At 68.4% G+C, this 25317-nt stretch carries 25 protein-coding genes and 1 tRNA gene; 10 read left to right on the forward strand and 16 right to left on the reverse strand.

What is annotated here, in order from left to right; all coding sequences use genetic code 11:
- The first annotated feature begins 94 nt into the window (after positions 1-94).
- Together ACQR3U_RS10330 and ACQR3U_RS10335 are read left to right on the forward strand one after the other, a co-directional pair.
- The gene (locus tag ACQR3U_RS10330; protein WP_006552520.1) at positions 95-514 is read left to right on the forward strand and encodes a pyridoxamine 5'-phosphate oxidase family protein; all 420 of its coding nucleotides are present in this window, start codon (positions 95-97) and stop codon (positions 512-514) included.
- A gap of 36 nt (positions 515-550) precedes the next feature.
- The gene (locus ACQR3U_RS10335; RefSeq protein WP_170318520.1) at positions 551-1417 is read left to right on the forward strand and encodes a cation diffusion facilitator family transporter; all 867 of its coding nucleotides are present in this window, start codon (positions 551-553) and stop codon (positions 1415-1417) included.
- Positions 1418-1421: 4 nt separating this feature from the next.
- Here the strand turns inward: ACQR3U_RS10335 and ACQR3U_RS10340 are convergent, their stop codons facing one another.
- The gene (locus tag ACQR3U_RS10340) at positions 1422-2024 is read right to left on the reverse strand and encodes a LysE/ArgO family amino acid transporter (protein ID WP_006552522.1); all 603 of its coding nucleotides are present in this window, start codon (positions 2022-2024) and stop codon (positions 1422-1424) included.
- Between the two features lie 72 nt (positions 2025-2096).
- Here ACQR3U_RS10340 and ACQR3U_RS10345 point away from each other — a divergent pair, with 72 nt between their 5' ends.
- Positions 2097-2978 carry a LysR family transcriptional regulator ArgP gene (locus tag ACQR3U_RS10345; RefSeq protein WP_230810472.1) on the forward strand — a complete coding sequence of 294 codons (882 nt, stop codon included), beginning with the start codon at positions 2097-2099 and terminating at the stop codon, positions 2976-2978.
- Between the two features lie 80 nt (positions 2979-3058).
- Here ACQR3U_RS10345 and ACQR3U_RS10350 read toward each other — a convergent pair whose 3' ends face one another.
- The 6 genes from ACQR3U_RS10350 to ACQR3U_RS10375 form a co-directional block, all read right to left on the reverse strand.
- Positions 3059-4036, reverse strand: a complete 978-nt coding sequence (locus ACQR3U_RS10350; protein ID WP_230810473.1) for a MarR family transcriptional regulator — start codon at positions 4034-4036, stop codon at positions 3059-3061.
- A 203-nt stretch (positions 4037-4239) separates the two neighbouring features.
- Entirely contained in the window at positions 4240-6129 is a 1890-nt protein-coding gene (locus ACQR3U_RS10355; protein WP_064257243.1) for an ABC transporter ATP-binding protein, read from the reverse strand.
- Complete coding sequence (locus ACQR3U_RS10360; protein WP_006552526.1) at positions 6126-7853, reverse strand: ABC transporter ATP-binding protein; 1728 nt, start codon at positions 7851-7853, stop codon at positions 6126-6128. The genes ACQR3U_RS10355 and ACQR3U_RS10360 overlap by 4 nt, the downstream gene beginning before the upstream one ends.
- A gap of 94 nt (positions 7854-7947) precedes the next feature.
- The gene (locus ACQR3U_RS10365) at positions 7948-10284 is read right to left on the reverse strand and encodes an MMPL family transporter (protein ID WP_230810474.1); all 2337 of its coding nucleotides are present in this window, start codon (positions 10282-10284) and stop codon (positions 7948-7950) included.
- Positions 10285-10351: 67 nt separating this feature from the next.
- Positions 10352-10945: a TetR family transcriptional regulator gene (locus ACQR3U_RS10370; protein ID WP_006552528.1), complete on the reverse strand. Its 594-nt coding sequence runs from the start codon at positions 10943-10945 to the stop codon at positions 10352-10354.
- Positions 10946-11041: 96 nt separating this feature from the next.
- Positions 11042-11506: an RrF2 family transcriptional regulator gene (locus ACQR3U_RS10375; RefSeq protein ID WP_019290305.1), complete on the reverse strand. Its 465-nt coding sequence runs from the start codon at positions 11504-11506 to the stop codon at positions 11042-11044.
- A gap of 197 nt (positions 11507-11703) precedes the next feature.
- Between ACQR3U_RS10375 and ACQR3U_RS10380 the strand changes: the two genes are divergently transcribed.
- Positions 11704-12651, forward strand: a complete 948-nt coding sequence (locus tag ACQR3U_RS10380; RefSeq protein WP_039586724.1) for a sterol desaturase family protein — start codon at positions 11704-11706, stop codon at positions 12649-12651.
- On the opposite strand, the gene ACQR3U_RS10385 is transcribed toward ACQR3U_RS10380, so the two are convergent.
- A complete protein-coding gene (locus ACQR3U_RS10385; RefSeq protein ID WP_006552531.1) occupies positions 12632-13318 on the reverse strand; it encodes a YceI family protein in 687 nt (228 codons plus the stop codon). The genes ACQR3U_RS10380 and ACQR3U_RS10385 overlap by 20 nt on opposite strands.
- A gap of 9 nt (positions 13319-13327) precedes the next feature.
- Positions 13328-14872 (reverse strand): MFS transporter, encoded by a 1545-nt coding sequence (locus ACQR3U_RS10390; RefSeq protein ID WP_230810475.1) that lies wholly within the window; start codon positions 14870-14872, stop codon positions 13328-13330.
- Positions 14873-14970: 98 nt separating this feature from the next.
- Between ACQR3U_RS10390 and ACQR3U_RS10395 the strand changes: the two genes are divergently transcribed.
- The gene (locus ACQR3U_RS10395; protein ID WP_230810476.1) at positions 14971-15513 is read left to right on the forward strand and encodes a TetR/AcrR family transcriptional regulator; all 543 of its coding nucleotides are present in this window, start codon (positions 14971-14973) and stop codon (positions 15511-15513) included.
- 63 nt (positions 15514-15576) lie between these two features.
- Here the strand turns inward: ACQR3U_RS10395 and ACQR3U_RS10400 are convergent, their stop codons facing one another.
- A complete protein-coding gene (locus tag ACQR3U_RS10400; RefSeq protein WP_006552534.1) occupies positions 15577-16071 on the reverse strand; it encodes a metallophosphoesterase family protein in 495 nt (164 codons plus the stop codon).
- A gap of 76 nt (positions 16072-16147) precedes the next feature.
- On the opposite strand from ACQR3U_RS10400, the gene ACQR3U_RS10405 reads away from it, so the two are divergent.
- Together ACQR3U_RS10405 and ACQR3U_RS10410 are read left to right on the forward strand one after the other, a co-directional pair.
- Positions 16148-16945, forward strand: coding sequence for an SDR family oxidoreductase (locus tag ACQR3U_RS10405; protein WP_006552535.1), 798 nt, complete (start codon positions 16148-16150; stop codon positions 16943-16945).
- A 143-nt stretch (positions 16946-17088) separates the two neighbouring features.
- Positions 17089-17634 (forward strand): hypothetical protein, encoded by a 546-nt coding sequence (locus ACQR3U_RS10410; RefSeq protein WP_039586726.1) that lies wholly within the window; start codon positions 17089-17091, stop codon positions 17632-17634.
- On the opposite strand, the gene ACQR3U_RS10415 is transcribed toward ACQR3U_RS10410, so the two are convergent.
- The 4 genes from ACQR3U_RS10415 to ACQR3U_RS10430 form a co-directional block, all read right to left on the reverse strand.
- Positions 17588-18391 (reverse strand): alpha/beta fold hydrolase, encoded by an 804-nt coding sequence (locus ACQR3U_RS10415; RefSeq protein ID WP_230810477.1) that lies wholly within the window; start codon positions 18389-18391, stop codon positions 17588-17590. The two genes, ACQR3U_RS10410 and ACQR3U_RS10415, sit on opposite strands and share 47 nt — an antisense overlap.
- Before the next feature lie 248 nt (positions 18392-18639).
- Positions 18640-18730, reverse strand: a tRNA-Ser gene (locus ACQR3U_RS10420).
- 46 nt (positions 18731-18776) lie between these two features.
- Complete coding sequence (locus ACQR3U_RS10425) at positions 18777-19253, reverse strand: nucleoside deaminase (protein ID WP_006552538.1); 477 nt, start codon at positions 19251-19253, stop codon at positions 18777-18779.
- On the reverse strand, positions 19254-19814 hold the full coding sequence (locus ACQR3U_RS10430; protein WP_024102735.1) for a tRNA adenosine deaminase-associated protein: 561 nt from the start codon (positions 19812-19814) through the stop codon (positions 19254-19256).
- Between the two features lie 48 nt (positions 19815-19862).
- Here ACQR3U_RS10430 and ACQR3U_RS10435 point away from each other — a divergent pair, with 48 nt between their 5' ends.
- Entirely contained in the window at positions 19863-20825 is a 963-nt protein-coding gene (locus ACQR3U_RS10435) for a prephenate dehydrogenase (protein WP_024102734.1), read from the forward strand.
- Positions 20813-22159 carry an amidase gene (locus ACQR3U_RS10440; RefSeq protein ID WP_039586730.1) on the forward strand — a complete coding sequence of 449 codons (1347 nt, stop codon included), beginning with the start codon at positions 20813-20815 and terminating at the stop codon, positions 22157-22159. Before ACQR3U_RS10435 ends, ACQR3U_RS10440 begins: the two co-directional genes overlap by 13 nt.
- Here ACQR3U_RS10440 and ACQR3U_RS10445 read toward each other — a convergent pair.
- Together ACQR3U_RS10445 and ACQR3U_RS10450 are read right to left on the reverse strand one after the other, a co-directional pair.
- A complete protein-coding gene (locus ACQR3U_RS10445) occupies positions 22156-22755 on the reverse strand; it encodes a putative glycolipid-binding domain-containing protein (protein ID WP_072740572.1) in 600 nt (199 codons plus the stop codon). The two genes, ACQR3U_RS10440 and ACQR3U_RS10445, sit on opposite strands and share 4 nt — an antisense overlap.
- 86 nt (positions 22756-22841) lie before the next feature.
- Positions 22842-23861 (reverse strand): hypothetical protein, encoded by a 1020-nt coding sequence (locus ACQR3U_RS10450; RefSeq protein ID WP_230810478.1) that lies wholly within the window; start codon positions 23859-23861, stop codon positions 22842-22844.
- A gap of 146 nt (positions 23862-24007) precedes the next feature.
- Here ACQR3U_RS10450 and ACQR3U_RS10455 point away from each other — a divergent pair, with 146 nt between their 5' ends.
- A complete protein-coding gene (locus ACQR3U_RS10455; RefSeq protein ID WP_006552544.1) occupies positions 24008-25123 on the forward strand; it encodes a GIY-YIG nuclease family protein in 1116 nt (371 codons plus the stop codon).
- Positions 25124-25317 lie beyond the last annotated feature (194 nt).

Here is a 25317-nt window from a genome sequence, read left to right on the forward strand (position 1 = left end):
GCCGGTTTCACCGTAACCGGCAGAGCGTTCCACTGCGCCGGAAGCCGGTTCGTGATGTGCTGGATACGGCAGCGGAACCGGAGGAGTGAACGCGATGCGCGACAACCCGAACACCGACGATCCTGTCGTCCCCCTCGACGAGGACCAGTGCTGGGACCTGCTCGCGACGGGCAAGGTGGGCCGCCTCGTCACCGTCGTCGGCGGACGACCGGAGATCTATCCCGTCAACTACGTCACCGACGATCGCACGGTGTACTTCCGCAGCGGTGAGGGCAGCAAGCTCTCCGAACTGGCGGTGCACCCGCAGGTGGCCTTCGAGGTGGACGAGATCCGCGAGGACTCCGCATGGAGCGTCGTGCTGCACGGACACGCCCGGATCCTGCGGAGCTTCGACGACGCGGCGCGGATCGACGCCCTCGGACTGTCGCCGTGGGTTCCCACCCCGAAGTACGACTACGTCGCGCTGACGGCCACCGACCTCACCGGGATGCAACTCACGCTCGTCAAGCGCTGACCGGTGGTGCCCTCTGCGCAGCAGCACCGCCTGTTGATGCGGTTCATGCTGCTGTCGGTGGCGACCGCGCTCGCGACGATGCTGCTGAAGGCATCGGCGGCGTGGATCACCGGATCCGTGGGTCTGTTGTCGGACGCACTCGAATCCGGGGTCAACCTCGTCGCGGCGCTCGTCGGTCTCGCGGCGCTACGTCTCGCCGCGAAGCCGGCCGATGCGAACCACGATTTCGGGCACGGGAAGGCCGAGTACCTCTCCGCCGCGGTCGAGGGCACCATGGTCTTCGCCGCCGCGACGGTGATCCTGTGGACCTCGGTCGAGCGCCTGATCTCACCGCAGCCGGTGACCGAGGTCGGACTCGGTCTCCTCCTGTCGGCCGGATCGTCGGCGCTCAATCTCGTGGTCGGTCTGCTGCTCATCCGGCAGGGTCGGGCACACCGGTCGATCACGCTGGTCGCCGACGGGAAACACCTGCTGACGGACGTGTGGACGTCGGCGGGCGTGCTCGTCGGCGTCGCGCTGGTCGCGCTGTCCGGGTGGGACGTGCTCGACCCGATCGTGGCGATCCTCGTCGCCCTGAACATCCTGCGGATCGGTTTCGGCCTCGTGCGGCAGGCGGTCGTCGGCATGCTCGACGCGGTTCTTCCCCCGGAGGACGTGACGGCGGTGAACGCCGTCCTCGACCGCTATCGGGAACCGGGGGTGGTGACGATCCTGCCGCCGCGCACCCGCGAGTCGGGACGTCAGCGCTTCGTCTACCTCGTCGTGCGGGTGCCGGGCGACTGGACGGTGCGGGCCGGGCACGACCTGCTCGACCGCATCGAGGCCGATCTCGCCGAGGCGCTGCCCGGTGTCGTGGTGTTCAGCCATCTCGAGCCCGACCGCGCCCCCACGGGACGCAGATGAGTGATCAGGACGAGGCGACGAGTCCGGCACCGAGGCCGAGCATCAGGACCGCGACGCCACCGTCGAGGATGCGCCACGAGGACGGCTTGGCGAACCAGGCGCGCAGATAGCGGGCCCCGTACCCGAGGGCGGCGAACCACACGACGCTCGCGGTGATCGCCCCGGCACCGAACCACCACCGGCCGGGGTTGCCGTAGTGGTTGGCCACCGAACCGAGCATGAGCACGGTGTCGAGATAGGTGTGCGGGTTGAGCCAGGTCAGCGCCAGACAGGTCAGCAGAGCCGCGCCGATGGTGACGGCACCGCCCGGGGCAGCGGACAGTGCCGACGGCTTCAGCGCGCGACGTGCCGCGAAGAGTCCGTAGCAGATGAGGAAAGCGGCACCCGCCCAACGGATCACGTCGATCGCGCCGGGAGCGCGGTCGAGGATCGTCGCGATCCCGGCGATGCCCGCGGTGATGAGCACGGCGTCGGAGATCACGCAGATCGCGATCACAGGCAGCACGAATCGTCGCGCGATCGCCATGCGCAGGACGAAGGCATTCTGCGCACCGATGGCGGCGATGAGGGACAGACCTGTGACGAATCCGGCGACGACGAGTGACATGGCATCGACGCTAGGAATCCTGTCGAGATAAGAACAGTTGATTTTGCTGTACCTGCATTAGAGTTTCTTAATGTGGATCTCGACTTCGCTCAACTTCGCACTTTTGCAACGGTATTGGACGAGGGCACTTTCGAGGGTGCGGCGGCTGTTCTTCGCGTCACACCGTCCGCGGTGAGCCAACGCATCAAGTCCCTCGAACAACACGTCGGTCAGGTACTGCTGCGACGGACCCGGCCCGTCAGCGCGACCGCGGCCGGCGAAGTGGTGATGCGGCTCGCCCGGCAGGTCGCGCGGCTGGAGCAGGACGCCTCCGAGGAACTCGGTCTCGGCGCCGACACCGGGAGTCACGCCACGATCCCGCTCGTCGTCAACGCCGACTCGATGTCCACCTGGATGCTGCGCGCCCTGGCCCGGATGCCCGTGCGCTACCGAGCCCTGTTCGAACTGCATCGCGAGGACGAGTTCCACTCCACGGATCTGTTGCGTGACGGAACCGCCATGGCAGCGGTCACCTCCGTCCCCGAACCCGTGCAGGGCTGCACGTCCGAGAAGCTCGGCGCCATGCGCTATCACGCGATGGCGAGCGTGGACTTCGCCGAACGCTGGTTCCCCGAGGGCATGACCCCCACCGAACTGCGGGAGGCCCCGATGCTCACCTTCGACCGCAAGGACGACATGCAGGATCGCTTCGTCCGCAAGCGGACCCGGCGGCGGCTGAATCCGCCGCGCAACTACGTTCCGGGCGCCCTCGAATTCGTCGAGGCCGCGCGGCTGGGGTTGGGCTGGGCCATGCTCCCCGACGCGATGGTCGCCGACACGACCGATCTCGTGAGCCTGGCCCCGGACGACCCGATCGCCGTGCCGCTGTACTGGCAGCGGTGGCGGCTGGACTCCCCCGTGCTCGACGCGCTGACCGATGCGGTCCGTCGCACCGCGCGCGAAGTGCTGCACTGACCTCCCGGAATCCGACCTTCCGAAACGGGAGCGGCCTGACGCCCCACCTCGGTCAGCGGCATGCGCCAGACCTTGTCGTCTCACCGCGCCTGCATCGCGCCGATCGGGTCGACATACATCACCCGCGACGCCGCACCGAGCGCCGCCGCCGACCGCAGATCGTCATCGGCTTCCGAGAACCGCAGCGGCACATCGTTGTACGACGACTGCTGCCGGTAACCGTCGGACACGTCCTCGCGCTCCCGTCCATGTCGGGTGAACAGCTCACCACCGACGGTCACCACGTCGGGATTGACGACGTCGCGCACCAGCGCGACCGCACGGCCGAGGAGCACCGCCTGGTTCGGCGACGGGTCGGTGCCATCGGCACTCCCCGGTTCGAGTACAGCACAGAACGATTCGATGTCGTCGGCCGAGGACCGTGCGAGGCCGTCCACGAGCCACGCCATCGAGATCGATTCCTCCGCACACAGATACAGCCAGCTCTCGGGTCGTCGCCGGAAGGCGCTCTCGCACCGGCGGTATTCGACCTCCGCGACCGCCTCCACGTACGGAACGACCGTGTACGGCGTGGGCACGATCGCCCGGAACAACACGTCCACGGACGCTTCGCACCAGCCCAGTCGCGGGTGGTCGAGCGCCCCTCGGTGCTCGTCGTACAGACCACCCACCGCGAGCCCTGCCCACAGCGGCTGCCTGCCTCGCTGGTGGGACTCGTGCACCCGCAGCGCCGCACCGATCGCGGCGAAGACGTCGAACACCGACGCCGGTGTCGCGAAGGTCGTCCGGTGCAGTTCCCGTCCGAGCAGGTCGCCGGAAACCACCCGGGTCTCCCGCTCCCCCAGATGGATACCGGCGAGGAAACCCCGTTCGGTGTCCACCTCCACCGGCACGTGCGGCCGTCCCACCCGTCCCCGCGGAGCGAGATCGGGGCGGTCGCGCAGCAACCCGTGCTCGAGCAACGACGTCACCGCCCGGTTGACCGTCGACGCCGACAGGCCCGTGAAATCGGCGAGCATCGTGCGCGTCGCCGGTCCCCCACGTCGCAGGTGCTGCATGATCCACCCCGCCGGTGTGGTCTCGTCGACCCGGAAGACCCCCGGTCGTCCAGATCGCACGGAGACCCCCGGTCGCGCAGAGCGCAGGAGATCGAGAGGTGACCGTACCGCTGTTGTCCGCACCTCCGTCATGGCCAGAAGTGTCCCGTCCCGCCCGCGAGGACGGAATGTTTTGTATCAGGCCGCGCCGAAGTCTCCCGCGTTCACTCCACGAGTGCCTTGAACTGCGCGTCGTACAGCCTCGCGTACGCACCGGCCGCCTCGAGCAGCCCCTCGTGGGTGCCCTGTTCGACGATCCGTCCGTCCTCCATCACCACGATGCGGTCGGCGTTCCGGATGGTCGACAGGCGGTGAGCGATGACGAAGCTGGTGCGGTCGTCGCGCAATCGCGCGGTGGCCTGCTGGACGAGCAGTTCGGTGCGGGTGTCGACCGAGCTCGTCGCCTCGTCGAGGATGAGGATCGACGGCTTGGACACGAACGCCCGCGCGATCGTGATGAGCTGACGCTCACCGGCGCTGAGGTTGCCGTCGTTCTCCTCGTCGATGATCGTGTCGTAGCCGTCGGGCAGGGCCCGCACGAAACGGTCGACGTAACTCATCCTGGCCGCGGACATGATCTGGTTCTCGGTGGCGTACGGATTGCCGTAGGCGATGTTCTCGCGGATGGTGCCGCCGAACAGCCAGGTGTCCTGCAGGACGATGCCGATGCGCGAGCGCAGTTCGTCGCGGGACATCGAACGGATGTCCACGCCGTCGACGAGGATCCGGCCCGCGTCGACCTCGTAGAAGCGCAGGATCAGGTTGATGAGGGTGGTCTTGCCGGCGCCCGTGGGTCCGACGATCGCGATCATCTGACCCGGTTCGGCCCGCAACGACAGGTTCTCGATGAGCGGCCGATCGGGGGTGTACGAGAAGGCGACGTTCTCGAACTCGACGAGTCCGTGCCGGCTCCACGGCATCGTCGGCGCCGCGACCTCCGGTTCCTCCTCCGGTTCGTCGAGCACCGCGAACACCCGCTCGGCCGACGCCGACGCCGACTGCAGGAGGTTGACCATCGCGCCGATCTGCGCGAGCGGCTGCACGAGCTGACGCGAGTACTGGATCATCGCCTGGATCTCACCGAGCGTCGCGGTGCCCGACGCGATCCGCAGACCACCGAGCACGGCGATGACGACATAGCCGACGTTGCCGAGGAAGGTCACGAACGGCATCACCAGTCCGGACACGAACTGCGCGCGGTAGGAGGCCTGGTACAGCGACTCGTTGGTGTCGGTGAAGCGTCGCTGCACCTCCGCGGTCCGGCTGTAGGCGGTGATGAGCTCGTGCCCGGTGAAGGCTTCCTCGATCTGCCCGTTGAGCTTGCCGGTCGTCTCCCACTGCGAGAGGAAGTGCTTGCGCGAGCGACGCGCGATCACTGCCGTCGCCACGACCGACGCCGGAACGGTCAGGATCGCGACGAGCGCGAGCATCGGCGAAATGAACAGCATCATCACCACGAGACCGAGCAGCGTCAGCACCGCGAGGACGAGCTGGGAGATGGACTCCTGCATGCCCGCCGCGACGTTGTCGATGTCGTTGGTGACGCGGCTGAGCAGGTCGCCGCGCGAATGCGTGTCGAAGTACCGCAGCGGCAACCGGTGGATCTTGCGTTCGATCCGCGACCGCATGTCGCGCACGACGCGCTGCACGATCTCGTTGAGGCCGTAGGCGGCGACCCAGATCAGACCGGACGAGAGCAGGTACAGCGCCAGGACGATGACGAGGATCCGGCCGAGGGCCGAGAAGTCGATGCCGAGTCCGGGCACCACGTCCATCCCCGAGACCATGTCGGCGAACTGGTCGCGGCCCTCGGCGCGCAGACCGGCGACGGCTTCTTCCTTGGTCTGTCCGGCGGGGAACTGCATGCCCACCACCCCGTCGAAGATGACGTCGGTGCCGCGGCCGAGCACGAAGGGCGCCACCGACATGCTCACGACGCCGAGGAAGGCGGAGAGCAGCACCGAGTAGACGGCGTAGCGGTGCGGGTGGAGCAGGCCGAGCACCCGGCGGACGGTGCGCAGACGCGACGGTGCCGCCGCTTCCGGAGTCGTCATATCGTGGCCATCCTCTGCGACTCGACGATCTCCGAGTACGTCCGGCACCGGCCGAGCAGACCGAGATGCGTCCCGGAATCGACCATGACGCCGTTGTCGAGGACGACGATGCGGTCGGCGTCCTGCACGGTGGAGACCCGCTGCGCGACGATGAGCACGCACGCGTCGCGCGTCTCGGGTTCGAGCGCCGCGCGCAGGCGGGCGTCGGTCGCCGGGTCGAGTGCGGAGAAGGCGTCGTCGAACAGGTAGATGGCGGGCCGGCGGACGAGGGCGCGAGCGATCGCGAGGCGCTGCCGCTGCCCGCCGGAGACCGTGGTGCCGCCCTGGGAGAGGACCGTGTTCAGTCCGTCCTCGGTCTTGTGGACGAAGTCGGCGGCCTGCGCGACCTCGAGGGCGTGCCACAGTTCGTCGTCGGTGGCGTCGGCGCGTCCGTACCGGAGGTTGTCGGCGATGGTGCCGGAGAACAGGTAGGCCTTTTGCGGCACGACGGCGATGCGCGAGCGCAGCACGTCGGTGTCGAGCGCCCGGACGTCGACACCCGCGACGAGCACCTGCCCGGCGGTGACGTCGATGAGCCGCGGCACGAGGCGCATCATGGTGCTCTTGCCCGATCCGGTGCCGCCGATGATCGCGGTGGTGGAACCGGGGTCGGCGCGGAACGACACCCCGCTGAGCACGGGAGCGTCGGCACCGGGATACGAGAAACCGGCATTGCGGAGTTCGAGGGTGACGCGGGTCGGGAGTTCGCGGACCGGTTCGGCGGGCGAAGACACCGTCGGTTCGGTGTCGAGCACGTCGAGGATGCGCTCGGCGCAGACCGCGGCGCGCGGAGCCATGATCGCGACGAACGACGTCATGAGCACGGCCATGAGGATCTGGGCTATGTAGGTGATCATCGCGGTGATGGAGCCGACCTGCATCGCACCGGAGTCGATACGGTGGGCGCCCACCCACAGGACGCCGACGGTGCTCACATTCGAGATCAGCAGCACCGCCGGGTACAGCACGGAGTTCACGCGGCCGACGCGCAAGGCGGTGGCGGTGAGGTCGTCGTTGGCGCCGTCGAAGCGGGCCTTCTCGGTTTCGTCGCGCACGAATGCCCTGATCACGCGGATGCCGGTGATCTGCTCGCGCAACACCCGATTCACAGAGTCGATGCGCTTCTGCATGACCCGGAAGCCGGGCAGCATGAGCGCGATGAGCGCGGCCATGGTGAAGATCAGCACCGGGACGGCGACGACCAGCACGAGCGAGGTGCCGGGGTCCTGGCGGATCGCCATGATGACGCCACCGATCCCCATGATCGGGGAGGTCACGACGATGGTGCAGGTCATCAGCACGAGCATCTGAACCTGCTGCACGTCGTTGGTGTTGCGGGTGATCAGCGACGGGGCACCGAACGTCCCGAACTCGCGCGCCGAGAACCGCCCCACATTCCGGACGAGCGCGAGCCGCACGTCGCGGCCGAAGCCCATCGCGGCGCGCGCCGCGAAGTAGACGGCACCGGTCGCGGCGCCGACCTCGACGGCGCTGATGACGAGCATCAGCAGACCGGTCCGGACGATGTAATCGATGTCCCCGGTCGCCACGCCGTTGTCGATGATGTCGGCGTTGAGACTCGGGAGCAGCAACATGCCCCCGGTCGCGACCAGCTGCAGGAGTACGACCCCCGCGAGGGCACCCCGATAGGGCGCCATGAAGCGGCGCAACAGCCGTAGCAACATGGGCATTACGCTACCTGCGACTCCCTGCAGCAATCTTCACGATCCATCCGGGCGGCCACGCACCGCGTCGGGTACGTGGCCGCCCGGGGGTTCGTCACACGCGTGCGGATTCCGGTGCGGGCTCGGTGGCACCGAGCTCGCGGGTGAGCTTCTCGCCCTCGACGTCGACGTTCGGAAGGATCCGGTCGAGCCACTTCGGCAGCCACCACGCCTTGTCGCCGAGTAGCGCCATCACCGACGGGATGATGACCATGCGGACGATGAAGGCGTCGAAGAAGACCGCCGCGGCGAGTGCGAAACCGATCGACTTGATCAGCGAGTCCGGTTCGGCGATGAACGCCGCGAACACCGAGATCATGATGATCGCCGCTGCGCTCACCACGCGCGCGCCGTGTGCGAAGCCGCTGCGGACGGCCTCGAGTGCGCTCGCGCCGTGGACGTAGTCCTCACGCATACGCGTCACCAGGAACACTTGGTAGTCCATCGCAAGACCGAAGACGACGCCGATGAGGATGATCGGCATGAAGCTCACGATGGGCTGCGGGTTGGCGATCAGGCCGCCCCAGCCCTCCTGGAAGACCGCGACGGTGGCACCGAAGGTCGCCAGGACGCTGAGCAGGAAGCCGAGGGTTGCGGTGAGCGGCACCAGGATCGAGCGGAACACCAGCATCAGCAGGATGAAGGCGAGGCCGACGACGACCGCGAGGTACGGAGCCAGTGCGCTCTGGAGGCTGTCGGAGACGTCGCCCTCGAGCGCGGTCTGGCCGGTCACGCCGTAGGACAGGCCGAACTCCTCGTTCAGCTCGGTCTCGCCGTCGCGGATGCTCTGGACGAGGTCCATCGTCGCGGGATCGGTCGGGCCGCTGCGCGGAGTGACGAGGATCTGGGCGGTGTCTCCCGCCTCGTTCACCGCGACGATCTGGGCGTTGACGACCTCGTCGTTCTCGTACAGCTTGCCGACGACGGCACCGAACGCGACTGGGGCCTCCACGTCGGCGTTCTGGGTGTCGACGACGACGACCAGCGGGCCGTTGCGTCCGGGACCGAATCCCTCGTCGACCAGGTCGTAGGCCTTGCGGGCGCTGGTCGCCGGGTCGGCGGTGGCCTCCGACGGCAGGGCGAGGTTCAGTCCGGTGGCGGGCAGCGCGAGCGCACCGAGGAGGACCACACCGGCGATGAGCGGGATGGCCGGGCGTCGCGTGATCAGGCCGACGAACTTGGCGCCCGCCTTGGGGGTGTCGTCGTCGGAACCGCGCTTGTTCAGGAACGGGATGCGGCCGGCGAAGGCCTTCTCCCCGAACAGTCCGAGCACGGCGGGCAGCAGCGACACGGCGATGAGCACGGCCATGAGCACCGTGAACGCGGCAGCGTAACCCATGACCGACAGGAACGGGATGCCGACGACGCTCAGCGCCATGAGGGCGATGATGACCGTCAGGCCGGCGAAGACGACCGCGGAACCGGCGGTGCCCACGGCACGGCCGGCGGCCTCGGTGCGATCAGAGGTGATGGTGAGTTCGTGCCGGAAGCGCGAGACGATGAACAGCGAGTAGTCGATCGCCACGGCCAGACCGATCATGACCGCCAGCGTCGGGGTCATCGAGCTGAGGTCGGCGAAGCCGGAGGCGATGGTGATGCCGAGGCTGCCGATGCCGACGCCGACGAGTGCGGTGACCAGCGGAAGTCCGGCGGCGACGAGCGAGCCGAAGGTCAGGGTGAGCACGATCGCGGCGATGCCGATGCCGATGAGTTCGGCGGTGCCACCGGGCATGCCCATCTCGGCGGCAGCCGTACCGCTGACCTCGACGGTCAGGCCGGCGTCACGGCCGATCTCGGCGGCGTCGAAGATCTGGTCGCGCAGGGCCTGGTCGACGTCGGTGATCTCGCCCTCGAACGGGACGGTGACGAAGCCGACGGTGCGGTCGGCGCTCAGCGGCGACAGGGCCTGGGCGTCGGACAGCGCAGCCTCTTCGGAGGTGCCCTGCTGCGCGGCGACGGCCTTCATCTGCTCGACGAGACCGGCGTCGGCGAGGACCGGGTTGACCAGCGCGCCGGCCTGTTCCTCCGGCGAGGCGGTGGCGGGGTCGACCTTGGCGGGCGGCGAGACGCGGTCGATGCCGCGGACCGCGGCGAGGACCTCGTCGACGGCGGCCAGGTTCTCGGGGTCGTCGAGCGTCTGCCCGTCGGGCGCGGCGAAGACGTAACGCGCGCTGAGCCCGTTCATCGGATCTTCGGTCGACGGGAACCGCTCCGCCATGAGGTCCTGGGTCTTCTGCGCGGGGGTGCCCGGAAGCGTGAACGCGTCCGTGGTGGGCCCGGACAGGGTTGCTGCACCGACCCCGAAGAGCACGAGCAGCGCGATCCAGAAGGACAGCACTGTGCCCTTCCGTCTGTGGGCGAACTTGCCCAGCCGGTACAGGTACGTCGCCACGGGGCACCCTTTCTATGTCGGAAGATCCTGGTGGGGTCGGATGGTCGGAACGGGCAGAGGTCCGGAATCAGGAGAATCCGCGTCGGAGCTGGTCGAACGCCTCGCGGATGAGCTCTTCGACCGACCGGTCCGTCGTCCCGGTCGCGTGTGTCTCCATGGCCGCGCGCACGGCGCCCATGGCGGCGTAGTTCAGCAGCGAGGGGTACAGGTCGGCATCGGGGTCGGTGCCGGTGCGTTCGGCGATGATCTCGACGAGCAACTGCGACGAACGCCGCTCGACCTCGATCTGCCGGGACAACAGCACGTTGCTCTCCTCGAGCAGGGTGATGCACGCGACGATCTCGCCGAACGGCCAGTCGGGGTTCTGCACGACGTCCAGGGCCACCGTGAGCAGCGAATCCATGATGTCCTCGTCGGCGGGACGATCGCGCAGCAGGTCGATCCACTCCTCGACCCGGGTCTCGAGATACGCGAGGACGGCGTCTTCCTTGCTCGCGAAGTAGTTGTGGAAGGTGCGGGTCGAGACACCCGCGCGCGCTGCGATCGCATCGGCCGTCACGGCGGCCAGACCGTGTTCGCGAGCGAGTTCGGCCGCGGCGGTCGCGAGAGCCGCACGAGTGGCCGCCTTCTTGCGGTCGCGCAGGCCGGGAGTGATGGTCACTCCATCCAGGTTACTGATTTTGCAGAGTTCTGTAAGTTTGCAGAGTCATGCAAATTTATGACATCGCCCACAGGCGTTCCCGGCCTATCGCGGGCTTCACACCCGGCGACGCTCCCAGGCGCCCGGATCCTTCGTAAGATCCTCCACGAAACCGGGGAGGTCTCCCGTGACGACATCCGCGAGCGATACCTCTTCGAGCACGGCGCGCAGGTTCACACGCACCGCGATCCACACGTCCTGCAGTCGTTCGGCCGCCCCGCTGTAGACGACGTCCTCGGGCCGCTCGCCACGCACCGACGCCAGCGGGCCCTCGACCGTGCGGATGATGTCGGCAATGGAGATCTCGGTCGCGGGTCGCGCGAGCCAGTAACCGCCCTCCGGTCCCCGCCGGCTGTTCACCAACCCACCGCGACGCAGGTCGGCGAGAACGGCCTCGAGGAACTTGTGCGGGATGGTCTGCGCCGTCGCGAGGGTCTCCGCCTTCGTCAGGCGACCGTCCTCGATCGCCGCGAGTTCGAGCAGGGTCCGCACGGCGTAGTCGACCCTCGCGGTGATGTGCATGCCATGCCTCTCGCGCTGCCTGATGTCGTCGGCCGGCCCGTCTCGACGGGACGGGTCAATTCCTACCAGCAATACCGAACCACCCGGAATCGTGAGGACGCGAGTCGCCACCCGGGTCCCGATTCGAGCGCCCTGGTGATCCAGGCCACACCAGCGGTAATGTGGACGGTTGTTCACAGCTATCGGAGGTCGTTGCGATGTGGGAAACCCTGCAGGAATCGTGGGGGTCGCTGCTCGACCCCCTCCACGATCCGGTGACCCTGGCGATTCCCGCCTTCCTCACCTTCCTGATCCTCGAATGGATCGCGGCCCGCACCCTCGAACACGTCGAGCCGGGCCCCGACGGACGCACCCGCCCCCCGCGCGGCGGCTACGAGAAGCGGGACGCACGCGCGAGCATCTCGATGGGTCTGGTCTCCATCGTCACGAGCGCCGCATGGAAGGTGCTGGCCCTCGTCGGATATTCGGCCCTGTGGGTCTACGTCGCACCCTGGCACCTGCCCGCCGACGCCTGGTACACGTGGGTGATCCTGCTCGTCGGCATCGACGTCCTCTGGTACTGGTACCACCGGATGGCGCACCGCGTCCGCCTGGTCTGGGCGACCCACCAGGCGCACCACTCGAGCGAGTACTTCAACTACGCGACCGCGCTGCGCCAGAAGTGGAACAACAGCGGCGAGATCATCATGTGGCTGCCGCTCCCCCTGATCGGCATCCCACCGTGGATGGTTTTCGTCGGCTTCTCCGTCAGCCTCGTCTACCAGTTCTTCGTGCACACCGAGCGGGTCGGCACGCTCCCCCGCCCGATCGAATTCGTGTTCAACACGCCCTCGCACCATCGGGTGCACCACGGCTCCGATCCCGACTACCTCGACCGCAACTACGCGGGCATCCTCATCATCTGGGACCGGATGTTCGGCACCTTCAAGGCCGAGGACCACCGGCCCACCTACGGGCTCACCAAGCCCGTCGGCACGTACAACATCTGGGACCTGCAGACGCACGAGTACCGGGCGATCGCCCGCGACTGGCGTACGGCCGGGACGTTCCGCGACAAGCTCGGTTACGCCTTCGGCCCGCCCGGCTGGGCGCCGAAACAGACCCACGCGGAGGAGACCGAGAACGTCAGTTCTGCTCGAACGTGACGAGGAAGTCGACGCTGCCCGCGCCGTCGACCGTCACGAATCCGAGGTTCGGCGGCTCCACGCCGTAATCGGTCCAGGTGGTGGGGATGCTCCCCGACGCCACGAGACGCTCACCCGTGCGCAGGACGTCGACGTCGACGGTCACGGGCCGTTCGGCGCCGCGCAGGGTGAGCGTGCCGGTCGCGGTGACGGAACCGATGCTGCCGTCGTCGGGCAGGGACGTCAGATCCACGGGCTCGGTGAGGGCGAACGTCGCCGTCGGGTGCGCCGCGGTGTCCATCACCCGAGTGCGAAACTGGCCGTCGCGCTGGCCACTGTCGGTGGTGATGCCCTCGACCTGCACGACGACCTCGGCGGCCTCGAGGGTGCCGTCGGTGATGGTCGCCGAACCGGAGACCTGATCGGTGCTGCCCACCACGGTGACGTCGGCGCCGCGCAGGATCTCGTGCACCGTGTAGCCGGCGGCGGTGCGGTTGGGTTCGGCACCCTCGACGACGGTCCACTCCCCGTCGAGCTCACCGGTCGCGGCTTCGGCACCTTCGGTCGAGACGGACGCGGCGGGCGCGTCGTCCTCGGCGATGAACGTCCCGTATACCCATGGGGCGACGAAGAAGCCGAGCAGCGCCACGACCACGACGGCGACGAGCGCCCACACCAGTTTCCGCATCCTGCAAATTTAAACGATGTCGGATTCCGTGTGGGGTGCTACGTCACTGCGGGGGCGCAACGTGAGCCACGCGATTCCGGCGGAGGCGATCATGAGGACCACCCCGATCCCGGAGGTGATCGTGACGCCGCTGTCGAACGCCGATCCTGCTGCGGCGAGCAACGCGTCGGCCCGGTCGGCGGGCAGGTTCCCGGCCACGGCGTGGGCGCCGCCGAGCGTCTCCCGAGCAACCTCCGACTGTTCCGTGCTCAGCCCGGCAGGGAGCAGGAGATGCGCAGTGTAGGACGCGGAGAGCACCGACCCGAGGATCGCCGTACCGAGCACGGCACCCATCTCGTAGGCCGTCTCCGACACCGCCGACGCGGCACCGGCCTTCGCGGGCGGGACACTCGACACGATGAGGTCGTTCGACAGCGTCTCCGCCGCACCGATACCCGCGCCGAGGACCGCGAACGCCACGATGATCGGGGTGAGCGCCGACGGTGAGGCGAGCAGGAACACCAGCGCGTAGCCGGTCGCCGAGAGCAGGAGCGCGCAGACGATGATCGACGACGGCTGCACCCACCGCACGAGCGCGACGACCGACATCCCGGCCACGACCATCACCGCCAGTCCCGGGACCAGGCTCAGTCCGGCCTCCATCGGGCTCTGTCCGATCACGAGTTGCAGATGCTGGGACACGAAGAACAGGAAGCCCACGAGGGAGACGACGGACAGCAGGTTCACCGCGACGGCACCGGAGAAGGTGGGCACGCGGAACAGACGGACGTCGAGCATGGGGTTCGGGCGCTGCAACTGCCGGCGCACGAACGCGACGAGTGCGACCACACCGACCACGGCCGGAACGACGGCGACGGCACCGAGGCCACTGTCGGCGATCTTCTTGATCGCGAAGACGATCGGCGCAAGGGTCAGCAGTGACAGCGCGATGCTCACGATGTCGATGCGGCCCGGATTCGGGTCCTTCGACTCGGGGACGAACATCGGCGCGAGCACGAGCAGCGGGATCAGCACCGGCACGGCCAACAGGAAGACCGAGCCCCACCAGGCATGTTCGAGCAGGAATCCGCACATGATCGGCCCGAGTGCAGCGCCCGCCGCGAAACACGAGGCCCAGATCGCGATGGCGAGACGGCGCTGGGTGGCATCGAGAAAGATGTTGCGCAGCAACGACAGCGTGGACGGCATGAGCATGGCCCCGAAGAAGCCGAGTGCACCGCGGGCGGTCACGAGCAGTTCCGCGGAAGGTGCGTAGGCCGCAGCGACCGAGACGGCGGCGAATCCGGTCGCGCCGATGATCAACAGGCGGCGTCGCCCGATGCGGTCGCCGAGGCTGCCCATCGCCACCAGCAGACCTGCGAGCACCAGCGGGTAGATGTCGATGATCCACAACTGTTGCGCAGCGGTGGGCTGCAGCGCGGAGGAGATCCCGGGCAGCGCGAAGGCCAGGACGGTGTTGTCGACCGACACGAGCAGCACCGGAAGCATCAGTACCGCGAGCGCGACCCAGTCCCGAGGAGCCGCCTTCGTCACGGTGGGTTCCGAAACAGGCACAGATGTCGCCACGGATATCGAACTTTCGCGAGAGAGGAATCGAACCGTCGTTACTGTACCAGCTGGACGGTACAGTAACCACGTCGTACGATCGGGCCGTGCCACCTGCCCCTGCCGCCCGCGCCAAACTTCTCGACGCCTTCGTGACGATCCTGCTCGAGCAGGGCGAGCGCGCCGCGACACTCGAGTCCGTCGCCGCGGCGGCGAACGTGTCCAAAGGTGGTCTGCTCTATCACTTCCCGTCCAAGGACGCCCTCGTCGCGGCTCTCGCCGAACACCTCGAGACACTCGCAGCCGACGACGCCGAACTGATGCGCGCGGCTCCCGAAGGACCGGCGACCTACTACATCCGCACCTCGGTCTTCGCCGACACCCCGCTCGACCGGGCCATCGTCGCCCTGACCCGCCTGAGCCAGACCGCGAACCCGCGCGCCCAGCAGGCGCTGCGCCGCATCCATCAGGGCTGGTTCGAGGCACTGTCCGACGAGGTCACCGATCCCGCTGCGGCACGAGCGGTGATGCTCATCGGCGACGGGCTCTACTACGGCGCCGCCATGTCGGGCGAGACAAGCACGACGCCGCCCGAGGACGTCGACGAACTCCTGAAAGTCGTGCGGAAACTGATCGGCCCGAGCGACTGAGTTCGGGGAGGTTGCGTGCGTCCGTTCGCGAAAATACGCACACAACCTCCCCTTCGATCGCCCTCACCCGAGCCGATGCAGTTCGACGTCGCGGAGCACGCCGTCGTCGATGGTCGCGGTCATGTAGGTGCAGTACGGCTGCCGACGCCGGTCGGTGGGTGAACCCGGGTTGAGCAGGCGCAATCCGCTCGGCGCGGTCGTGTCCCAGGGGATGTGCGAGTGGCCGAAGACGAGGACGTCGGTGTCGGGATAGGCCGCGGCCATCCGATTGTCGCGCCCGGTCGACGCCCCGGTCTCGTGCACCACCGCGACGCGCACACCGTCGAGGGTCACCCGCGCGACCTCCGGCAGCCGTTCCCGCAGGAGCGGACCGTCGTTGTTGCCCCAACACGCGACCAGCTGCCGGGACCGCTCTTCCAGCGCGTCGAGCAGTGTCACGTCCATCCAGTCGCCCGCGTGGATCACCACGTCCGCGCGGGCCACCTCGTCCCACACCTGCGACGGCAGGTCGCGGGCGCGCGTCGGTACGTGGGTGTCGGCGAGCAGCAGCAGTCGCATGGCCCCAGTCTGCCGTGGGTCACGGTCTGCCGTGGGTTCGCAGTGTGCCGCGGGCGCTCATGGGTAACCACGACGCATGACCACTCCAGCTCACGACAGACTCGCCATCGTCACCGGCGCCGACTCCGGCATGGGCAAGGCGACCGCCGAACTGCTCGCCACCGAGGGGTTCGACGTCGGCATCACCTTCCACACCGACGAGGCCGGGGCCGAGGACACCCGCGCCGGGGTCGAACAGCGCGGACAGCGGTGCTTCGTGGCCCGACAGGACCTGACCAGCCCGGACACCGCCGATGTGATCGACGAACTCACCGGAAAGCTCGGCGGTCTCGGGGTGCTGGTGAACAACGCCGGCACCGGACACCGCGACGAGGTGCTCGACCTGTCCTTCGAACGGTGGCGGGAGATGCTCTCCACCGACCTCGACGGCCCGTTCCTGTGCTCCCAACGCGCCGCGCGACACATGATCGACTCCGGGGGCGGCGGCCGCATCGTCAACATCACGAGCGTCCACGAGCACATCCCCCGCTACGGCGCCTCCGCCTACTGCACGGCGAAGGCCGGCCTCGGCATGCTCACGCAGTGCCTCGCCCTCGAATGGGCCCGCTACGGCATCACGGTCAACTCGGTGGCTCCCGGTGAGATCTCCACGCCCATGACCGGCATGGACGAATCCGAGGCCTTCCACGAGGAGCGACCGGGCAACCCCACCGGACGTCCCGGGCACGTCAACGAAGTTGCCTCCGTCGTCGCCTTCCTCGCGTCCCCACGCTCGTCGTACCTGACGGGGCGCTCGATCCCCGTCGACGGCGGCCTCATGTTGATGGCCGCGCACGGACACGACATGAACGACGGGAGTTGGCGCGAACTCTGACGACGACCGGCCGCCCATCCGCTAGCGTCCACCGGCGGATCGGTGGTCGACTCGGAATGGGGAACTGGATGCGCACGACACCGCCTGCGGAGCGATTCGGGCCGGGAACGGCGAGGGGTTACCGAGCGACCCATCGTCCCGAGGTGTGGGGAGCGCTGATCGGCGCGGGTGGCGCGTCGGCCTTCATGCTCGTGAACGGTGCCGCTCTGGGATCACCGTGGACCTGGATCGTCGTTGTCGGATGGTTCTGCGCCATCGCTGTTTTCGTCTGGGCCGTGCTCATACGGCCGCGGAGTTTCGAGCAGTTGGAGCCGCCCTCGAAGCAGGCATCGACGATCTACCTCGTGTCGGTCGCGGCCATGGTCGTGCTGATCGTCGGTGGCGCAAGACTTCTCGCGTTGTTCGATCGTTCGGAACTGACGGTCGCGTGGGTGGTCTGCGTCGTCGGTGCGCACTTCGTTCCCTTCGCACGGGCCTTCGGCCGCGCGATGTTCCGGGTCATGGGCTGGGGAATGCTGGTGATCGGAATCGTCGGTCTGGCAGGAGGTCTCGCATCGCCTGCCGTGGCAGCCGTCGCCGGTGTCGCGGCGGGGCTGTGGATGTTCGCCGTGATGGCCGCCGACGCCGTCGGCCGACCTCTCGTCACCGGGCGTCGGCCCGACTCCACAGTTCCTCGAGCGCCTCGTTGACTCGTTCCGGCTGCTGGACGTGCGGGTAGAAACCGGGAACTTCGAGCAGTTCTCCCCCGATCCGGTCGGCGACGACCCGCGCCGTGACCGTCAGCGGATCTCCCGCCAGCCGCTTGTACTCGTCGGGTGCGCCCGCCCAGTCACCGACGACGACGAGCTTCGGCCACGGCGCCGCCGCGAGCGACTCGAGGGGGATGTCGGCGTCCCAGCACGGTCTCTCCCGCATCGACGTCGCCGCTGCGCGTAGTCGCTTCGGGGTGGGTTCCGCCGGCGGCATGCCGACGCTCTCCGTGATGAGACGCAGATAGTCCTCCGCAGTGAGCTCGGGCGGGAGCGCTGCCTGGGACGCGCGGGCGCGGGCGAGGTTCTCGGCGACGACCGGTTCGCTCTCCGCAACCTTCAGGCATCCGGGCTGGATCAGGCACAGCGAACGCACCAGGTCCGGCCGTTCCGCCGCTGCGAGCATCGCTGCGACCGCACCGTACGAATGTCCGACGAGATGGGCACCGTCACCGAGCAGTTCGACGATGTCGGCGGCATCTACCTCGTAGTCGGTGCGATGGGCCCCGTCGAGATCCGGCGAGTCGCCGTGCCCGCGGCGGTCCATCAGGATGAGCCGACGTGACGCCCCCAAAGGTCGTTGCCGCCCGAATCCGTAGGTCTCGTCGTCTCCCCAGGCCAGCACCCCGTGCACGAGAACGGCCGGCGGGACGTCGGACTCGGCGGGTCCGACGATCGTCGAGCTGACGCGATCCACTGTTCCCCTTCCGATTGCGAGCATGCAGGCGCGAACCTATCGGAAGACCTGGGCGGATGCAGGTAGCCCGACCCACACTCCCTCGGGCGCTTCGTCGACTCCGCAGTCCACTCGCAATCAAGTTCGCTATCCGCCACAGCAATTGCCGCGGCGGATAGCAAGAGCCGTAGCGGATGCTTCGGACCCGGCCTTGGCGACCTGCAGGCATGAGAAAAGCCCCTCACCTGCCCTAACAGGTAAGGGGCTTCTGGCGGTGGCGGTGGGATTTGAACCCACGGACGGGGGTTACCCGTCACGCGCTTTCGAGGCGCGCTCCTTCGGCCGCTCGGTCACGCCACCGCTGACGACTCTAGCGGATTGCAGGCCTCATCCTGAAATCGCCTGGTCACAGCTCCGAAGCCGGCCCTCGATGTTCCCGGAAGAACGCCTCGAGCACGGCCGCGCACTCGGCTTCGAGCACACCACCGCGCACTTCCGGACGGTGCGTGAGGCGCCGATCGCGCACCACGTCCCACAGCGACCCGACGGCGCCCGTCTTCGGCTCCCACGCCCCGAAGACCACCCGCGATACCCGGGAGAGCACCAGCGCACCCGCGCACATCGTGCAGGGTTCGAGGGTCACGGCGAGGGTTGCGCCCTCGAGACGCCATCCGTCGCCGTAGACCTGCGCTGCCGCGCGCAGAGCGAGCACCTCGGCGTGCGCTGTGGGGTCGCCGGTGGCCTCGCGGGAGTTCGCCGCTCGCGCGATCTCGGTGCCGTCCGGCCCGAACACCACCGCGCCCACCGGTACGTCACCGGCGGGCGCGGCAGCGGCGGCCTCCAGCGCGACCCGGATCAATGCCTCGTCGTCGCGCAGCCCCATCTAACGGAGCTTGTCCAGGGTGTTACCCAGGACGTCGTCGAAACCGAGTCGCTGGGCGATCTCGTCGAGTTGCTCGTCGGGATACAGGTCGGTCTCCGACAGGATCACCGAGAGCACCGGCTCGGGCAGACCCATGTCGGCCAGGATGCCGAGGTCGCCTTCCTCCCACGGCTCGATGTCGTCGAGCTCGTCGGGATCGATATCGGGGATCTCGATGTTCAGCGCATCGAGGACGTCGGCGGCGATGTCGTAGTCGACGGCCATCGTCGCGTCGGACAGCAGCAACCTCGTTCCCGCAGGTGCGGGACGCACGATGATGAAGAATTCGTCGTCCACATTCAGCAGACCGAAGACTGCGCCGGAACTTCTCAGCTCCCGCAACTCGGTCACTGCGGTATCGAGACTCGTCAGTGCGGCACCGGACAACACCCGGCACTTCCAACGACCTTCCTCCCGCGTCACGGCGACGGCGAAGCCGTCGAGGTCGTCGCTCGAATTCCCGGCGGGGTTCCCGCTCTGGGTCACGGAAGGGCTCTTGTTCCCTACACGCTGTGCAGCCATGGGCGCAACGGTAGTCGGCCACGTCCGGTGAATGAAGCCCAGCACGGGATATGCCAACCTGATGAGGTGTCCTCAGCCGTCTCTTCCCCGCCCGTCTGTGTCCTCGGCCTCGGTCTGATCGGTGGTTCTCTGCTGCGCGCCGCCGCGGCCACCGGAAGGCAGGCGTGGGGTTACAACAGGTCGTCGCAGGCCGTGGAGGCCGCCGTCGCCGACGGCTTCGACGCGTCCACCGACCTCACGGCCACGCTGCGTCGCGCAGCCGACACCAGCGCCCTGGTGGTGATCGCGGTGCCGATGCCGGCAGTGGGCAGCATCCTCGAGGCGGTGGCCGAGCACGCCCCCGAGGTCGCGCTCACCGACGTGGTGAGCATCAAGGCGGAAGTGGCCGCTGCCGTCGCCGCTCACGGCCTGTCGCGGCGTTTCGTGGGTGGACACCCCATGGCAGGTACGGCGGAGTCCGGCTGGACCGCTGGGACCGCCGACCTGTTCCGCGACGCGGTGTGGGTGGTGACCGTCGACGACGGCACCGATCCCGAGGTGTGGCGGCAGGTCGCCGACCTCGCGCTCGACTGCGGCTCCGTCGTCGTGCCCGCCGAATCCCGGGAGCACGACGCGGCGGTCGCGCGAGTCTCCCATCTCCCCCATCTCCTCGCCGAAGCGCTGGCCCTCTCGGGCGCCGGAGGCGGCGATCTCGCACTCGGTCTCGCCGCCGGCTCCTTCCGGGACGGCACACGGGTCGCCGCGACGGCCCCGGCCCTGGTCGACGCGATGTGCGAAGGCAACGCGGAAGCCCTGCTGGTCGCGCTGGACGAGACACTCGAGGTGCTGAGAACGGCCCGGGAGCAACTGGCCGACCGCAGCACCTCCGAACTCACCCGCGCCGGTCACGCGGCTCGGACCCGCTACGAACAGCGCCGTCGCGACCCCATCGTCGGCACGCAGCCCGGCGACGAGGGCTGGATCGCAGCGTTCCGCGAGGCTGGACGACGCGGTGGAGTGTGGACACGATGAACCTCCGCGACATCGCCTCGGCGCTGACCACCGGCAAGACGACCCCCACCGAACACGTCCGCTCGGTTCTCGCCGAACTCGACGCCCTCGTCGGGACCCCCTGGGGGAACACCGTCGCCGCCCGCAACGACGAGGCGGCGCTCGAAGCCGCAGCCCTCGCCGACGAGCAGATCGCCGCCGGGAGCTGGATCGGCCCGTTGCACGGCGTCGCGGTCGCGGTGAAGGACAACATCGACGTCGCCGGGTTCCCCACCCGCTGCGGCAGCGCGGTCCTCGCCGATGCGCCTCCGGCCCGGCGCGATGCTCGCGTCATCGAGAAGCTCCGCGAAGCCGGAGCCATCGTGGTGGCGAAGACCCATCTCCACGAGTTCGCCTACGGGCCCACCGGGTTGATCAATGTGTCCGGCGCGGCCCCCCACCCCCACAACCCGGACCTGATCAGCGGTGGTTCGTCGTCGGGCTCCGCAGTGCTGGTCGCGAGGGGCGTCGTGCCCGTCGCGCTGGGAACCGACACCGGCTGCAGCGTCCGTACCCCGGCGGCGCTGTGCGGGATCGTCGGATTCAAGCCGGGCTTCGGTGCCCTGCCCGAGCAGGGCGTGTTCCCGCTGTCGACGACCTTCGACCACGTCGGTCTGCTCGCCGCCGACGCTCTGGACGCCTCACTCGCGTGGGGCGCCCTTCCGGGCATCGCGCACCTGCGCACCCCGGTCTCCGAACTGCGCATCGGACGCCTGCGGGGCGGCATCTGGGATCTGTCACCCGTCTTCGACGAGGCCGTCGAGACGGCGTGCCGCACCCTCACGGATCTGGGCGCCCGCGTCGTCGACGTGGAACTGCCCGAGACCGACGAGATGCTCGAGCTGTATCCCGTGGTCACCGGCTCGGAAGCGTACGAGACGCATCGCGCGTGGTTCGAAGCCGATCCCGACCGCTACCAGCCTCCGACGGCCGCTCTGCTCGCCGCGCAACGCGACCGGCCGGCCTACGAATACATCCACGCGGCCCGGGCGGTGGCGCGACTACGTCACGACGTCGTGCACCGCCTCCGCACCGTGGACAAGCTCGACGCGCTGATCACCGTCACTACCGGCGTGCGTTCGGCGCCGCTGACGAGCGATCCCGTCGAGCTGCGCGCACCGCTGCTGCAGATGTGTGTCCCGTTCAGCGTCCTCGGTGTCCCGGCCCTGTCGGTGCCGGCTCCTGACGGCGGGTCGTCGCCGGTCGGACTCCAGATCGTCGGCCTCACCGGCGGCACGCACGGGCACGGCAGCCACCCCGCCGAATCGGCCGCGTTCGCCGTGGCGATGGCGGTGGAGGCGTCGGGACAGCCCTAGATGCGGGAGGCGAGTCCTCGGTACTCGAGGACGAAGCCGTCCTCGTCGACGGTCACCGACGACGACGAGCGCGGCGACAGCACATGGATGCCGTCGGACGCACTGCTGTAGACGACCGTCGCCTCCTCGATGCTGAGATCGATGAGGTTGACGTAGACGACGGGCACCTCCACGTCGTCGGCTCCGGCCTGCAGGTCGTGCCGGCGGATGGGCAGGGCGTTGAAGAACGGGCTGAACACCACATCGACGTCCAACGCCCCGCCGAAGGTGGACCGCTGATGGTCGATGCCGTTGTCGGACATCCAGATGCCCTCTTCGGACCGAGTGAGGGACATGTGCCGTTCGCCCGAAGCGAGGGTGGTGCGCACCGACAATCGGCGGGTGACACCGTTCTCATCCGTCACCAGGTCGTACGACGCGCTGAAGGCCGGATGGTCGGTGCACTCCGCACCCACGATGCGACCGGACGCCTTGATGCGGCGGCCGGAGAGCTGTACTCGTACCGACTCCATCCGAGACGCATCGGCCGCACGCCACGTGAGTAGCGCGGGCCACGTCGACGCGGAACCGGTGGCGTCAGAGGCTGGGGTGCTCACGGTCTATACGGTATGCGACGAAGCGCACACGGTGGGCAGCGGTGCCGTGATTCGTCCACAACACGGTTGCGGCGGGGCCCACCTGCTCACGCCGTGTCCGGCAACGCCTCGTGCCGGGACATCTGACGCAGGTGGTGTGAGAACACCGACAGCGCCGCGGCGCCCACGGCGACGTTGAGCAGCGCCCCGAACTCCTGGACGGCGAACTCCAGCACGTCGACGAAGAAGACGGTGATCAACGCGGCCGTCCGGAGCGCACGGATCGCCCACCTCCGCCTGCGCCACAAACCCACCGATCCCACCACGCACAGCAGGACGGTGACGCCGGAGCCGACGAGCTGGATCACGGTCACCACGTTGCTCGTCCGCGCGGCGAGATCCTCCTCCAAGGTCGCAGCGGCATTGAGGAGAATGCCGACGGAGAAAACGGTGAGCAGGGCTGCCGCGACGCGGACGCTGCGCTCACCTCGCAGTCGCTCCGGCAGCCGGAGCGACACCCACGAGAAGCGCGATGGTACCTTCCGGCACCGGGCGAGCAGGAGATCGATCTGTTCGACGACCTCGGGATCGACTCCACCCTCACGTGCGCGTGCGAGCTGCACTCGCGCCTGGTCGCGATCGGTCGGGGTCAGGCCGTGGGCGAGCCCGTCCGTCGCCGTGAGCGCGGCGTTGGCGAGATACTCGTCGGGCGACGGCCCGCGACGGAGGTGCACCGCTCGATTGACGACGAGCAGCAACACGACCACCACGTACATGATCGCCACCGAGGGTCGGTAGAAGTAGTCGTTGGTCTTCGTGACGAACTTGCCGACCTCGTCGAGGAAGAGACCGAACCCGATACCGCCGAGCAGCACCGCGATGCGGTCGGGCGCCCTGCCGATCAAGGTCAACGAGACCATCAGCGCGGCGACCATGAGCAGACCGCCCCACAGCACGTGAGCGATGTGCAGGACCGACCCGCCGACCTGCGGATAGCCCGTCAGATGCAGGTACAGACGGGTGACGAGGATGGTCGCGACCGTGATGATCAGAAGTGCTTCGACCTGCGCGGACGACGCGGTGTCCCGCAACAACCGAGAACGGGAACGGGTCCGCACCGCTGTCATGGCACGCGAGCTTATCCGGCTCGGGTTCTTCCTCCGGATTCGGCGGCGCGGCGCCTGCGCGGAGCGACTCCCCAATCTTGTGTGTGGCCTAGAGTCGCTCTATGCGCACAGTGTGGACAGTTCCTCCGAACATTGCCCAAACTCTGTTGGAATCTCCCGAGATCCAGATGTTCCTGACCAGCAACGAGTTGCCGGATACAGCGGACGATCCACGCCAGAGACTTGCGGAGTTCACCCACGCGCTCGGCGCCCTCAGCCGTCACATCGGACGCACCTTCGGTTCCGTGGACGCAGCCAACCGCGAACTGTTCGGCGGCTCCGCCGGCAAGGTCCCCGTGGCACTGCGCCTGACCGTCCTGCGGGCTCTCGTGAACCATGTCGAAGACCGCGCCCCCAGCCCGAAACTGCTTCCGAAGAACATCTGCGACCAGCTCGGCGCCTACGTCTACGCCCTGCTCGACCCTCGCGACCGGAGCATCTTCTACGTCGGCGCCGGACGCGGAAATCGCATCTTCACCCTCGTCTGGACGGCGCTCGGAGAGACCTCGAAGCTGACCGAGGCCGGCGAGAAGACACCGCTGGCCACCCCCGAGACCGAGGCGGCTCTGCGGCGCGTCCGAACCGTCTACGAGTCCGGCTACGCGGTGGAGCATTTCGTCGTGGCCGACGCGCTGAACCCTAAGACCGACGCCGACCACACCGCCGCAGTGACGGCCGAAGCGGTCATCGCGGCGCTCGGACTGACCGAACCGCACCGCGGCGAATGCGTACTCACCAACCTGGCGGGCGCAACCGAGGAGTCCGAAGCCGATCGCACGGCGATCCCGATCGCGGAGCTCGTCCGTCAGTACTCGGCCTCGCCTGCTCCCGAGCTGCCGACGCCATGCGTGGTGCTGCGGGTCAACGAAGCGAAGAAGGCGTCGCCGGCTGCGGTGCGCGAACTCGCGTCCAAGCCGTGGCCGGCAGGATCGGCGGCGCGTGGAATCGACGGACTGCCGATCATCGTCGTCGCCGACAACATCGTCCGCGCGGTCTACCGCGCTACCGGGTGGGAGGCAGCCGCTCGCACGGAGGAGAACGGCGGCACGATCCTCTACCGGTTCGTTGGGGAGGCCGACGAAGAGCTCGAGGGCAAGTTCGTGAACACTCGCGTCACGCCGGACCGGCTGGGTCTCAAGCGTTGGCCGTCGCACGGTTGGGCTCCGCGTCTGACGCGTGCACTGCCGCGGCCGGTCGCGCGTCCGAAGGCACCGCGCCCCTGATTCTCCGGCTGCTTCCCGGTTCGTCTGCGGACCGGGAAGCAGCTCGTGCCGGTTCTCGAAAAACCGGCTCTTCGCAGTTGGTAGGGGCTGGTGCCGATCGACCCCGTTGCCGTGTCGGTGATTGAAAAAGGGCCCGCGCCCTTGTGAGCTGGGTGTTCTCAGGCATCCAGGACAGCAAGGAACGCGGGCATGCA

Source organism: Rhodococcus sp. IEGM1339, from assembly GCF_050321925.1.
Lineage (GTDB): Bacteria > Actinomycetota > Actinomycetes > Mycobacteriales > Mycobacteriaceae > Rhodococcus > Rhodococcus pyridinivorans.